We start from the raw sequence: 12609 nt of genomic DNA on the forward strand, positions 1-12609 counted from the left end.
ATGAGCATAATTCTCTATGGTGTCCCGCTTTCTCCCTATGTACGTAAAGTGCGTGTATGTTTAGCGCATAAACAACTCGACTATAAACTGGAAATAGTCTCGCCGTTTAATCAACCTGATTGGTTTTTAGAACTGAACCCTCTAGGGCGAATTCCGGCGCTAAAAGACGACGAGTTAAGTTTGGCGGATTCTAGCGTTATTTGCCAATATCTTGATGAAAAATACCCTAATTCAGCGTCCTTACTCGGTGATACTATAGAGCAACGTGCAGCCGTTCGCTGGTTAGAAAAATACGCAGATTACGAGCTGGCTCCTTTTGCAACATTTACGGTGTTTCAGCAACGTATTATTGCTCCCACAATGCAAAAGCCAACCGATGAAGCCTTAGTGCAAAGTGCATTAAATGAAAAACTACCGCCTTTATTTGATTATTTAGAAGGTTATTTAGGGGATAACGAGTTTTTTGTTGGCGAGAGCTTAACCCTTGCCGACATTGCTGTGAGCTGCCAGTTAATGAATATGGAGCATGGTGGTGAGCAACTTGATGAGTCGCGCTGGCCTAATCTTGCAGCATTGCATAGCCGTGTAAAACAGGGGACTGCCATGCACACAATGCTTGAAGGCGAGCAAAAAATATTAGCCTCGCTTAAGTAGCTTTTTAATGTTGGTGACTGGAATGTCGCTTATTTTACAAAATCTTAAACAATAAAGGAGCTATCATTGAAAAAAGTACTGATTGTTTGTTTGGGTAATATTTGTCGCTCACCGACGGCTGAGGCGGTATTAAAAGCTCGCGCTAAAGAGTTAGGCATTGATTTGCTAGTGGACTCGGCTGGGACTATTGGTCATCATGAAGGTAATCCGCCAGATAAACGCTCTATGCAAGCTGGCGAGAAACGTGGTTATAGTTTTAAAGGTATTTTTTCACGCAAGGTGTGCAGTAGTGATTTTAGCGAGTTTGATTTAATTTTAGCAGCCGATAAACAAAACCTGACGGATCTAACCGCACGCTGCCCCGAGCATTTGCAATATAAGTTGGCGTTATTTTTAGAGTATGGCGAGCAAACACAAAGCGCAATTCCCGATCCTTACTATGGCGGTGATGATGGCTTTGAAAAGGTACTTGATTTAATAGAGGCCGCCAGCGATAACATTTTAGCTAAGTTAAAGTAGAATAAACTAAAAAGGCGCTCAACGCGCCTTTGGTATGTTATTAACGGTTTACTTTAAAGTCGAGCTGTACTTTGGAAGTTGCTGCAACGGCTTTTCCATGTTCAAACTTAGGTGCATAACGCCATTGCGCTAATGCTTCTACTGCCGATTTTTCAAAGGCCACGCCACCTTCAGAACTAAGTACTTGCGGATTTTTTACAAAGCCAGACTCATCCACTTCAAACTCCATAACGACTTTTCCATCTTTACGAAAGCGCGCTTTGTTTGTAGGGTATTTAGGGTTAACGCGGTATAGCGGCGTTTGCTCTTGGCTTTCTTTCCACGGCACCATTTTAGCAATCGCGATGCAGTGTTTGGTGGCTTCATCACTTTTGCCTTGTTTTTCATACAAGCCAATTAATCTTGAGTGTGCGGTAAGCTCGGCGCTGTGATCGTAACTTAAGCTTTCATCAAACACGTTTACTACACGATTAAGCCGTTCAATTGCTTGGTCGTATCTTTTTCGACCTTCCGCAAATGACGCCATTAAAAAATCAGCTTTTATTTGTTCAACTGAGTTTTTAGGTAAGTTAGCCAGATAATACTCATCGGCTTCTTCTAGGTAGTTTTTAGCTTCTCGGTATTTTTCATAGCTGAATTTATTAGCTAATATGGTTGCCGCTTCTAGTTTCATATCAGCCACAAACTTAGGGTTGTTTTGTGTGTTTGCGATTGCTATCACTTGCTCTAAATAATAATCCGCTTTTTGAGCAGAAGGGGCAAAACTAGCCATACCGACTAAAGCATCAATGGTTTCAGGCGATTGCTTACCATGGTTATTAACTAAAATAGTATAGGCTTGTTGATAGAGCGAAAAACGCTTTTCAATCCACTGTTTACCGTATCGATTAATTGATTTTGCATAGTTAATCGCTAAGTTTGCGGTGTTATCAGCATTTTCACCGTAAACAGTTTTACCTAATGTGTAAGCCTGCTCCGCGGCTTGTTGCACATTTTCTTTGGTTTTAATCGCATTTAAATAATTTTGATACGCGTCGTTGAAAACGGTTTGAGCGTTATTTGCTTGCTCGGCAAATGACGTGGTGCTTAATAAAGATAAACTTAAGCCCATCAGTAATGCAAGTTTGTTTAATTTCATAATGATCCCTATTATTTGTCGATAACAAATTAGCAAATCCTTGTGTATATGTCATCACTTTAGGTAAATCAAGGTAAACGCTCGCTAGTAATATATTTGCGGTTTAAGATTGAAAATAGTCGCTACCGTCGCCATATATTTGCCATAAACAGTCTTGTACTACGGTGTATTTAACCTATTTTGTGATATTATCACTTTATCGTGTCGTAGTTTTTTAATATTTGGATTGGTCGTGGCGCAAGTAAGAGCAAGAGTCCAGCTTAATGTTGGCAAAAATAGTGATATTCCTGCAGAAATTATTTCCTTTAGTGGCTTAAAAGATGGCCAAGAGCATGTTGCGTTAGTGTTTAAAAACGCCGATACCGAGCAAGATGTTCCGCTTATTCGTATGCACTCTGAATGCTTAACCGGTGATGTGTTTCACTCGTCACGTTGTGATTGCGGTGAGCAGTTAAATGAGTGTATTGAAATGATGCACGAACAAGGCGGTATTTTACTTTATTTACGCCAAGAAGGGCGTGGTATTGGTTTATACAATAAAATTGATGCGTATGTACTGCAGTCACAAGGTATGAACACTTACGAGGCCAACAATCATTTGGGCTTTGCTGATGATTTACGTGATTTTTCGGATGCTGTATTAATGCTCAATGCGCTCAATTTAAAGCATGTAAAATTAATGACTAACAATCCTAAAAAGCTTAACGCATTAAAAGATGCTGGCATAGAGGTGGACTCTGTTGTGGGCACTCATGCACACATTAAAGCTGGGCTTTCAGGTAACAAGGCGTATTTAGAGACTAAAATTAAGCATGGCTCTCATATGCTAGATATTAAGAAAATTAAAAAACCTTAGGGTCTGTTGACCTTTCAAGGTTAAATTTGCAGCAGTCTGTTTGGTATTTAGGCAAGGCAGAGCCTATGTGGTGTGGTTATTCCCCATAAATAGGCGATAACGCAGCATCAATGCCAAACAGGCGCTGCCCGAAGGGTTCTGCCTAGGGGCGATTTACTCTTTGTTGCCTACATGGATGTAGGTAAGGGGCGTGAGCAGGACGCGGAAGCTTTGCTCGGTTTTGACTTAGCCCACTAGGTTACAAACCTCGCGCCGCGATTAAATCGCCCCTAGTTTGAACAAATTTTAATCCGTAAAGGGCAACAGACCCTAATATTAACGGCATTTATCGCCGCCACCTATGTAATACCAACCAACGCCGAGTTATACTCGGCGTGTTTTGTTTTAATTAAGAGCAAGTATGTCTACACAATTACGAATTTTTAAAGCGGATGCGGCATTAAAATGGTTTAAAGCGGGTTGGCTAATTTTTAAAACTCAGCCATTAACCTTTATCTTTATGCACTTGTTTATTGGCATTGTTGGCTTGTTGTCTTTATTTTTGCCGTTATTACAAATAGTCGCAGCATTGGCTACACCATTTTTAACCGCTGGTTTTTATCAAGCCGTGCTTACCAAGCAGCAAGGCGGAAAAATTATGTTAGCCGACATTTTGAAGCCCTTTTCAGCAAAAGGAAATCGGTTAGGCTTATTTCGCTTAGCGCTTTATCAAATGGGTGCCGGTATTTTAATTGCGCTGCTCGCCAATGGGTTATTTGCCGATGCGATGGCGGTTATGACGCAGCCTGACTTAGATCCTAATACAGCAATTAGCCAAATGCTTGAGAGTATTTCGTTTGCCAATGTGGCACTGTTTTTAATTGCGCTGTCGATATACTTTACTTCGTTTGCCTATGCGGTACCGCTGGTTTACTTTAATAAAGAACAACGTATTTTAAATGCCTTAAAAAGTTCGTTTATGGTGTTTTATTATAATATTTTACCATTGAGTGTTTATGGTATTATTTGCGCATTATTAATTGTGGTGTCGATGTTCTTATCGCTACTACCGCTGTTGATTTTAATGCCAATTTGCTACATTAGTTTCTTTGTTTCTTATCAGGCTATTTTTATGCCCGTTGTGCCACCAAGTGATGACAGTAACATTAAGCCTTTAAGTAGCGAGCAAAGCGGGCGCTTTGACGCTTAATGGATGATACGTTAAAACAAAAGTTAAAAAACTATGTGCTTTGGTTACTAGGAAGGCAAGAGTATTCGCGCCGAGAGTTAACCCAAAAGTTACAGCAAAGAGAAGCAACCGACGAGTTCATAGAAAACCTGCTTGATTGGTGCGAAAAGCACAATTTTATTAACGAGCAGCGTTACTGTGAAGGGTTTGTAAGAAAGCACATATTTAAATGCCATGGCTTAAAGCGAATTCAAAGTGAGGCCATGAGCAAAGGGATTGATAGAGCACTGCTTGAAACAGTGATTGAAGAGCTGGAAATAGATTGGTTTGAGCTCGCGCAGGAAGCGTACAACAAAAAATATTCAACGACACCGGCAAACCTCGAGTACAAAGAAAAAGCTAAGCGCGTGCGCTACTTAATGTATCGAGGATTTAGCTATGATCAAATAAATTTTGCAATGCAAGCACAGTAAATACAGGTGAGACTTTCACATGCAGCATATGACTACCGCACAAATTAGGCAACAGTTTTTAGACTTTTTTGCCAGCAAGCAACACCAAGTTGTTCCTTCTAGTTCGCTTATACCGGGTAACGATGCCACGTTGTTATTTAATAATGCCGGTATGGTGCAATTTAAAGATGTATTTTTAGGCGCTGAAAGCCGCCCTTACACACGCGCAACCAGTTCGCAGCGTTGTGTGCGTGCTGGTGGTAAACATAACGATTTAGAAAACGTAGGTTACACAGCACGTCACCATACCTTTTTTGAAATGCTAGGTAATTTCAGCTTTGGTGATTACTTTAAGCAAGATGCAATTAAATTTGCTTGGGAGTTTTTAACTGAGGTTGTAAAACTACCAAAAGAAAAGCTGTTAGTAACCATTTACCATGATGACGAAGAAGCCTTTGGCTACTGGGCTAACGATATAGGCTTACCTGAAGATCGTATTATTCGTATTGCAACGAGCGATAACTTTTGGTCTATGGGTGATACGGGTCCTTGTGGTCCATGTTCTGAAATATTTTATGATCATGGCGAGCATATTTGGGGCGGTCCTCCGGGCACACCTGAAGAAGATGGTGACCGTTTCATTGAAATTTGGAACTTAGTATTTATGCAATACAACCGTCAAAGCGACGGGACTATGGAGCCACTTCCTAAGCAATCTGTTGATACAGGTATGGGCCTTGAGCGTATTTCAGCTATTTTACAAGGTGTGCATTCAAACTACGAAATCGACTTATTCCAAGGCTTAATTGCGGCCGCTGCAAGCGTTACCAATGCACAAGATATGGATGATAAATCACTTCGCGTGGTAGCCGATCATATTCGTTCGTGTGCATTTTTAATTTCAGATGGGGTTATGCCATCAAATGAAGGCCGTGGTTATGTATTGCGTCGTATTATTCGTCGTGCAGTACGTCACGGTAATAAGTTAGGTGCTAAAGGCGCGTTTTTCTATAAATTGGTTGCTGCACTTATTGAGCAAATGGGTCAAGCGTACCCAGAGCTTGCTAAGCAACAAGAAATTATTGAAAAAGTACTACGTATTGAAGAAGAGCAGTTTGGTAAAACGCTTGAGCGTGGTTTAGCTATTTTAGAAGAAAGCTTAAGTGATTTAACCGGGGATGTGATCCCGGGTGACTTAGTATTTAAGCTTTACGATACCTATGGTTTCCCTGCTGATTTAACAGCCGATGTTGCGCGTGAGCGCCAGATGACGATTGACCATCAAGGTTTTGAAGCATGCATGGCAGTACAACGTAAAACTGCGCAACAAGCGGGTAAGTTTGGGGCTGATTACAATGACCAATTAAAATCAGACAAGCACACTGACTTTAAAGGCTACGATAGCACTCATTACAGTGGCACAGTGGTAGAAATTTTTGCTGGTGGCGAAGCTGTATCATTACTTGAAGATGGTCAACAAGGTATTATTGTTTTAGACCGTACTCCGTTTTACGCTGAATCAGGCGGCCAAATTGGTGATAGCGGAACAATCACAGTAGCCGGCGGTGAGTTTGTGGTGACTAATACCACTAAACTGGGTAATGCTTTTGCTCACCATGGAACAGTTCAAGGGCGTATTGGCGTTAACGATAAAGTGGATGCAACTATTGACGATGCGCGCCGTGACAGTATTAAGAAAAACCACACCGCTACGCATATTTTGCATGAAGCACTGCGTCAGCTTTTAGGTGAGCACGTATCGCAAAAAGGTTCACTTGTGCAGCCAGATCGTCTGCGTTTTGACTTCTCACATTTTGAAGCGGTGACTAAACAAGAACTGCGCGAAATTGAGCGCGTAGTGAATGACGAAATTCGTCGTAACTTTGCTCTTAACACTGAGCTAATGGCAATTGATGATGCTAAAGCAAAAGGTGCAATGGCGCTGTTTGGCGAAAAGTACGATGACGAAGTACGCGTTGTGACTATTGGTGACTACTCAATCGAGCTTTGTGGTGGTACACACGTAGAGCGTGCGGGTGACATTGGTTTATTCAAAATTGTATCTGAAAGCGGTATTGCTGCTGGTGTTCGTCGAATTGAAGCGGTAACAGGTGCAGAGGCAATTGCTTATGTAAGCGAGCAAGAGCAACAATTAGCTGATGTTGCAGCGCTTGTAAAAGGTGACAATGCGTCAGTGCTTGAAAAAGTAACTGCCTTGCTTGAAAAGTCGAAAGGGCTTGAAAAACAAGTTGCCCAGCTTAACGATAAACTAGCCAGTGCGGCAGGTGCATCGTTACTTGATTCAGTGGTTGAAATTAACGGGGTTAAACTGTTAGTGGCCAACGTTGAGGGCACAGAATCAAAAGCGCTTCGCGGTATGGTTGATGACCTTAAAAATAAAATTGGCTCAGGTGTTATTGCCTTAGGTGTTGCCAGCGGCGACAAAGTAAGCCTAATTGCGGGTGTAACTAAAGACTTAACTGGCAAAGTAAAAGCGGGTGAGTTAGTTAATCACATGGCAGGCCAAGTCGGTGGTAAAGGCGGCGGTCGTCCAGATATGGCGCAAGCGGGTGGTTCTGAGCCACAAAATTTAACTGCAGCACTTGATAGCGTAACAGCTTGGTTAACTGAGCGTACTTAAGCTTAAGTGGCACTTATAGTTCAAAAATTTGGCGGCACTTCGGTAGGCTCAATAGAGCGTATTGAAGCGGTCGCCGACCTTGTTGTTAAAACCAAGCAACAAGGCCACCAAGTGGTGGTGGTGCTTTCGGCAATGTCGGGAGAAACCAATCGCTTAATTAATCTTGCCAAACAAATCGACTCTCGCCCGAGTAGTCGTGAACTCGATGTATTACTGAGTACCGGTGAACAAGTCTCTATCGCTTTATTAGCGATGGCCATTATTAAACGCGGCCATTCAGCGGTAAGCTTACTAGCCGATCAAGTGAATATATTAACCGATAACATGTTCGGTAAAGCCCGTGTAGAAGAAGTTGCGGCAACGCGTTTAAAACATGAACTTGAACATAACCGTATTGCTATTATTGCCGGCTTTCAGGGGCGCGATATTGAGGGCAACGTGACCACGCTTGGCCGTGGTGGCACCGATACCTCAGCGGTTGAAATTGCTGGTGCAATAAAAGCCGATGAGTGTCAGATCTATACCGATGTTGATGGCGTATATACTACAGACCCGCGTGTGGAACCTAACGCACGACGTTTAAGTCATGTTACCTTTGCTGAAATGCTTGAGCTGGCAAGTTTAGGCGCTAAAGTATTACATATTCGCTCTGTAGAATCTGCTGGTAAACACAATGTTCCTCTGCGGGTGTTATCTAGCTTTAAACCCGATGAAGGCACGTTAATTAGTTTTGAGGAGAGCGACGTGACAAGCAATGTCGTATCGGGTATTGCATTTAATCGAGATGAGTGCTTAATTAAGGTGCATGGAATGCCGCAAGGCACCAAACATCTTGCAAAAGTTTTGAAACTTTTTGCTGATAATGGCATCGAAATAGATATGATTAATCAAATTAATCATAAAGTTGAAAAAGTCGACTATGCTTTTACTGTGCATTTAAATGATTACTTAAACGCACTTGATTTGTTAACGGCTGAGCAACAGCAATTTGACGCACATGCAATTGACGGATTGACCAATGTGGCGAAAGTGTCAGCGGTGGGTATGGGGATGAAATCTCATTCCGGGGTAGCGAGTTTATTTTTTGATTCGCTAGCACAAGAAAACATTGATGTGATGTTTGTTGCCACCTCAGAGATCAAAATTTCAGTTTTAATAGATGAAAAATACCTAGAGCTGGCTGTTCGTGCATTACATAAGACATTTTTAACAGAAAATGAATAGATTGAGAGTTTTTACTTACTTTTTAGTCTAATTTTAATTAAAATGTTTGTGCGGAATCTTATAATTTTATTGGAACATGGGAGCAAGAGAATGCTAATACTAACTCGTAGAGTAGGCGAGACCCTTATGATTGGTGACGAAGTAACCGTTACTGTTCTAGGTGTTAAAGGAAATCAAGTTCGTATCGGTGTTAACGCACCTAAAGACGTATCAGTTCATCGTGAAGAAATTTACATGCGCATACAAGCTGAAAAGTCTAACCCTAATCCGGGCAATGCTTAATCAACATAGTATAAAATGTGCTAGTTAATATAACTATGACATTTGTAAAAGCCACTCATTGAGTGGCTTTTTTGTTTATAAAATCAATCGTTTCTTCGTCGAGTATTGCCTTAGAAATGTATTGCATACCGCTTTTACTTTTTAACAGTAGCCCGCAATCGGTGGTAATTATTTCGTTAATGTCGTGCCAAGCTAACTGGTAATTTTTGTAATGATTGGTTGATTTTATTCCGTCTTCGTCGAAGGTGAGAGTGACTTCAGAACCAGACGCTCTGCTTAGCATTTGCCTGGTAACCCACCATGGGCGGCGATAGTAAAAGGCGATGCATTCGAGTAGGGCTAGCATCAGCAAAAATGTACCTAGGTAATGATCTCCTAAACCATAAATACCAAATAATCCCAATGCAACAAGCAGTGCTAATAAAAAATATTTAGGTTGCGCGCGTTTACTATAAGGCAGCGATTGGTCGAAGCATTCATAAAAGTAAGGTTTATCGAGTTTATAGGTTGTCGTAAATACCATGCATCTATACTTAAAAGCTATTTTTTATCATTTTAGCAAGCTATGTGGCAAATGCGCAGCTTAAAAAGAATTAATAGTTCAGAGTTTATAATTAATGGGTAGCAACTTGGCGACTAGTACTAAACACAAAAAAAGCGACCAAATGGTCGCTTTTTAAAAAGGGGCTGAATTAGCAATTTGTTTCTTCAGCGTTGACACCTTCTTTTACTTCTTCACAAGCATCTTCTACTTTATTTTGAACATCTGTCACGGCTTCGTCGATGCGTTCACCGGCTTCTTCTGCATGATTGTCTTCACAACCCATAATAAATGCACTTGCGAATAGGCCAATAGCTGCTGCTTTAAGTGTTGATGATTTCATAATGTAATTCCTTGTATATAAATTTAAAAATTTCGTTGTTTCTTATCTACCTGGGGCTTTTACCACGTAAAGCGCCAGAGACAAGTGAAATAACCAGTAAAACTAAAAAGATAAAAAATATGATTTTAGCAATTCCTGCTGCGGCTCCTGCAATACCACCAAATCCTAAAACGGCTGCGATTAGTGCGATCACCAAAAATGTAATTGTCCAGCGTAACATTGTCATCTCCTTGATTTATCTAAGTGTTAAAGTGTTGTTTTTATATAAGCGAGTAATGTGCCAGTATTTTATTTTGTTTTAAATCAATGGTTTAACTTGTATTTTTGAGTTTGGCTTTATATTAGGTTGGTAATTTTTACGGTTTTATCTGTAACTTATTCACAGTGGTGTCTGATGAGATAATAAATAGTTTTTACAGTCGTTATTTTGGTAAGACCAATTAGCATTTTTTTTGGCAGTTTTTATTGGATTAGCTCATTAGGTATATTTTTATGTGTTTTTACAGAATATTATGGTTTTTATATATTCTTTGTTTATAACGAACATTTTTACCATCTATATGTATAGGTTAAATAAGCTATTTTAGATGGTGTTAACCTTATTGGTGATATGTTACTTTTAGATTAATTGGTTTTACCAATTTACAATGTGTAGACAAAAGAATAGTTTTTGTTACTATTGGTGAATATTTATTTAAATAAACTGGTTTTTTATGTATTCAGTTTTGAACAGGGGAGAATTATGGATATAGGGGCTTTGCTCACAACTGCAGGCAATTTAATGCTAACCGGTATGGTGGGTGTGTTTGTATTTCTTTCTTTATTGATTGGTGCAGTGACAGTTATGTCTAAGCTGGCTAGCAAATTTTCTCAGCCAGAACTTGAAGTATCACAGAGAACACCATCTTTTAAATCTCAAGGTGTGCCAAATGAGCACATCGCTGCAATTAGTGCTGCCATTGCTCAGTACAAAACAAATAATAATTAGAGGAGCATACCAATGGCTAAATTAAAAATAACAGAACTCGTACTTCGAGACGCACATCAGTCGCTTTTAGCTACCCGCATGCGATTAGACGACATGTTACCTATTGCAAAAAAAATTGATGACGCAGGTTATTGGTCTATAGAGTCTTGGGGTGGGGCTACCTTTGACTCATGTATTCGTTATTTAGGCGAAGATCCTTGGGAGCGTATTCGCGCGCTTAAAAAGGCGATGCCAAATACACCCCAGCAAATGTTACTTCGCGGTCAAAACTTATTGGGGTATCGCCATTATGCTGATGACGTTGTTGAAAAGTTTGTTGAGCGCGCACACAAAAATGGCGTAGACGTATTTCGTATTTTTGATGCCATGAATGATGTACGTAACTTAGAAACTGCCATAAAAGCGGCGGTTAAAGTAGGCGCGCATGCCCAAGGTACGATTTCTTACACAGTAAGCCCGGTACACACATTGGATATGTGGCTAACACTTGCTAAGCAGCTTGAAGAATTAGGTTGTCATTCAATTTGTATTAAAGATATGGCGGGATTGCTTAAGCCTTACGATGCAGAAAAACTGATTAAAGGCTTAAAAGAAACGGTTTCAATTCCTATTGCCATGCAATGTCATGCAACAACGGGTTTAAGTACCGCAACGTATCAAAAAGCGATTGATGCCGGTATTGATATGCTCGATACGGCTGTATCGTCTATGAGTATGACTTATGGTCATTCAGCAACTGAAACAATTGCTGCAATCGTGGAAGGTACTGAGCGTGATACTGGGCTTGATTTAAACCACCTTGAAGAAATTGCAGCTTACTTTAGAGACGTACGTAAAAAGTACGCTGCGTTTGAAGGCAGTTTAAAAGGTGTTGATGGCCGAATTTTATTAGCCCAAGTGCCAGGTGGTATGTTAACTAACATGGAAAATCAGCTTAAAGAGCAAGGCGCTGCTGATAAACTAAACGAAGTATTACTTGAAATTCCACGGGTGCGTGAGGATTTGGGCTTTATTCCATTAGTTACACCGACCTCGCAAATTGTTGGTACTCAGGCAGTACTTAATGTGCTTACTGGCGAGCGCTATAAAACCATCACCAAAGAAACCGCGGGCGTATTAAAAGGTGAGTATGGTTCAACACCTGCTCCTATGAATAAAGAGTTACAAGAGCGTGTACTTGATGGCAGCGAAGCAATTACCTGTCGCCCTGCAGATGTGATCAAACCTGAACTTGAAACGCTTGAGGCTGAATTAAGTAAACTTGCGCAAGAGCAAGGCTTAACGCTTGCTGATGAGCAAATTGATGATGTGCTCACGTATGCCTTATTCCCACAAATTGGTTTGAAGTTTATTAAAAACCGCAATAACCCTGACGCATTTGAACCTGTTCCTAGCGCTGATGATAGCTCCAATAAAGCACCTGAAAAATCAGCGGCAAACAATAAAGGCGTTAAGGCTGAGCAATACAGCGTTAAAGTAGATGGCAAAGTATACGATGTCGTGGTTGCTCAAGGCGGTGAGCTTAAAGAGGTGACGCTAAAAGACTCTGAGCATATTCCACAGTCGGCATCAGTTGCTTCAGGTGAAACTCTTAATGCGCCACTTGCCGGTAATATCTTTAAAATTAAAGTAAAGCCAGGTCAGGTAGTAAATGAAGGTGATGTGGTGATTATTATGGAAGCCATGAAAATGGAAACCGAAGTACGCGCCATGCATACCGGTACAATTGCAGACGTGCTTGTCTCTGAAGGTGATTCAGTGTCAACCGGCGATGCAATGATTGCATTAGCTTAAGGAGTAATT

General features: G+C 40.7%; 14 protein-coding genes. 10 read left to right on the plus strand and 4 right to left on the minus strand.

What is annotated here, in order from left to right; all coding sequences use genetic code 11:
• Both PISS_RS03075 and PISS_RS03080 read left to right on the plus strand, forming a co-directional pair.
• Positions 1–654 carry a glutathione S-transferase family protein gene (locus tag PISS_RS03075; RefSeq protein ID WP_028834387.1) on the plus strand — a complete coding sequence of 218 codons (654 nt, stop codon included), beginning with the start codon at positions 1–3 and terminating at the stop codon, positions 652–654.
• A 66-nt stretch (positions 655–720) separates the two neighbouring features.
• Positions 721–1173: a low molecular weight protein-tyrosine-phosphatase gene (locus PISS_RS03080; protein WP_058154206.1), complete on the plus strand. Its 453-nt coding sequence runs from the start codon at positions 721–723 to the stop codon at positions 1171–1173.
• Positions 1174–1213: 40 nt separating this feature from the next.
• Here the strand turns inward: PISS_RS03080 and PISS_RS03085 are convergent, their stop codons facing one another.
• Positions 1214–2311 (minus strand): TonB family protein, encoded by a 1098-nt coding sequence (locus PISS_RS03085; protein ID WP_058154207.1) that lies wholly within the window; start codon positions 2309–2311, stop codon positions 1214–1216.
• Positions 2312–2543: 232 nt separating this feature from the next.
• On the opposite strand from PISS_RS03085, the gene PISS_RS03090 reads away from it, so the two are divergent.
• The 6 genes from PISS_RS03090 (at position 2544) to csrA (ending at position 8934) form a co-directional block, all read left to right on the plus strand.
• Entirely contained in the window at positions 2544–3167 is a 624-nt protein-coding gene (locus tag PISS_RS03090; RefSeq protein ID WP_008465954.1) for a GTP cyclohydrolase II, read from the plus strand.
• 400 nt (positions 3168–3567) lie between these two features.
• Positions 3568–4356: a BPSS1780 family membrane protein gene (locus PISS_RS03095; protein WP_008465956.1), complete on the plus strand. Its 789-nt coding sequence runs from the start codon at positions 3568–3570 to the stop codon at positions 4354–4356.
• Positions 4356–4808, plus strand: coding sequence for a regulatory protein RecX (locus tag PISS_RS03100; RefSeq protein WP_024601253.1), 453 nt, complete (start codon positions 4356–4358; stop codon positions 4806–4808). The genes PISS_RS03095 and PISS_RS03100 overlap by 1 nt, the downstream gene beginning before the upstream one ends.
• Positions 4809–4827: 19 nt before the next feature.
• Positions 4828–7428: an alanine--tRNA ligase gene (gene alaS / locus PISS_RS03105; protein WP_013464125.1), complete on the plus strand. Its 2601-nt coding sequence runs from the start codon at positions 4828–4830 to the stop codon at positions 7426–7428.
• A gap of 6 nt (positions 7429–7434) precedes the next feature.
• The gene (locus PISS_RS03110) at positions 7435–8652 is read left to right on the plus strand and encodes an aspartate kinase (RefSeq protein WP_058154208.1); all 1218 of its coding nucleotides are present in this window, start codon (positions 7435–7437) and stop codon (positions 8650–8652) included.
• Between the two features lie 90 nt (positions 8653–8742).
• Positions 8743–8934 (plus strand): carbon storage regulator CsrA, encoded by a 192-nt coding sequence (gene csrA, locus PISS_RS03115; RefSeq protein WP_004587515.1) that lies wholly within the window; start codon positions 8743–8745, stop codon positions 8932–8934.
• 55 nt (positions 8935–8989) lie between these two features.
• Here the strand turns inward: csrA and PISS_RS03120 are convergent, their stop codons facing one another.
• The 3 genes from PISS_RS03120 to PISS_RS03130 all read right to left on the minus strand — a co-directional run bounded on the left by PISS_RS03120 (position 8990) and on the right by PISS_RS03130 (position 10038).
• A complete protein-coding gene (locus PISS_RS03120; protein ID WP_058154209.1) occupies positions 8990–9457 on the minus strand; it encodes a YcxB family protein in 468 nt (155 codons plus the stop codon).
• Between the two features lie 169 nt (positions 9458–9626).
• Positions 9627–9818, minus strand: coding sequence for a hypothetical protein (locus PISS_RS03125; RefSeq protein ID WP_013464127.1), 192 nt, complete (start codon positions 9816–9818; stop codon positions 9627–9629).
• Between the two features lie 46 nt (positions 9819–9864).
• Complete coding sequence (locus PISS_RS03130) at positions 9865–10038, minus strand: DUF1328 domain-containing protein (RefSeq protein ID WP_002961939.1); 174 nt, start codon at positions 10036–10038, stop codon at positions 9865–9867.
• Between the two features lie 522 nt (positions 10039–10560).
• Here PISS_RS03130 and PISS_RS03135 point away from each other — a divergent pair.
• Positions 10561–10806, plus strand: a complete 246-nt coding sequence (locus tag PISS_RS03135) for an OadG family protein (protein ID WP_013464128.1) — start codon at positions 10561–10563, stop codon at positions 10804–10806.
• A gap of 12 nt (positions 10807–10818) precedes the next feature.
• Positions 10819–12600, plus strand: a complete 1782-nt coding sequence (oadA, locus tag PISS_RS03140) for a sodium-extruding oxaloacetate decarboxylase subunit alpha (protein WP_016900617.1) — start codon at positions 10819–10821, stop codon at positions 12598–12600.
• The last annotated feature ends 9 nt before the right edge of the window (positions 12601–12609 follow it).

Source organism: Pseudoalteromonas issachenkonii (genome assembly GCF_002310795.1).
In the GTDB taxonomy this organism is placed as follows: Bacteria; Pseudomonadota; Gammaproteobacteria; order Enterobacterales; family Alteromonadaceae; genus Pseudoalteromonas; species Pseudoalteromonas tetraodonis.

Coding starts and splice junctions, on each gene's coding strand:
- PISS_RS03075 (WP_028834387.1), top strand. CDS start 1: ATGAGCATAATTCTCTATGGTGTCCCGCTTTCTCCCTATGTACGTAAA.
- PISS_RS03085 (WP_058154207.1), bottom strand. CDS start 2,311: ATGAAATTAAACAAACTTGCATTACTGATGGGCTTAAGTTTATCTTTA.
- PISS_RS03095 (WP_008465956.1), top strand. CDS start 3,568: ATGTCTACACAATTACGAATTTTTAAAGCGGATGCGGCATTAAAATGG.
- PISS_RS03100 (WP_024601253.1), top strand. CDS start 4,356: ATGGATGATACGTTAAAACAAAAGTTAAAAAACTATGTGCTTTGGTTA.
- alaS (WP_013464125.1), top strand. CDS start 4,828: ATGCAGCATATGACTACCGCACAAATTAGGCAACAGTTTTTAGACTTT.
- csrA (WP_004587515.1), top strand. CDS start 8,743: ATGCTAATACTAACTCGTAGAGTAGGCGAGACCCTTATGATTGGTGAC.
- PISS_RS03120 (WP_058154209.1), bottom strand. CDS start 9,457: ATGGTATTTACGACAACCTATAAACTCGATAAACCTTACTTTTATGAA.
- PISS_RS03125 (WP_013464127.1), bottom strand. CDS start 9,818: ATGAAATCATCAACACTTAAAGCAGCAGCTATTGGCCTATTCGCAAGT.
- PISS_RS03130 (WP_002961939.1), bottom strand. CDS start 10,038: ATGTTACGCTGGACAATTACATTTTTGGTGATCGCACTAATCGCAGCC.
- PISS_RS03135 (WP_013464128.1), top strand. CDS start 10,561: ATGGATATAGGGGCTTTGCTCACAACTGCAGGCAATTTAATGCTAACC.
- oadA (WP_016900617.1), top strand. CDS start 10,819: ATGGCTAAATTAAAAATAACAGAACTCGTACTTCGAGACGCACATCAG.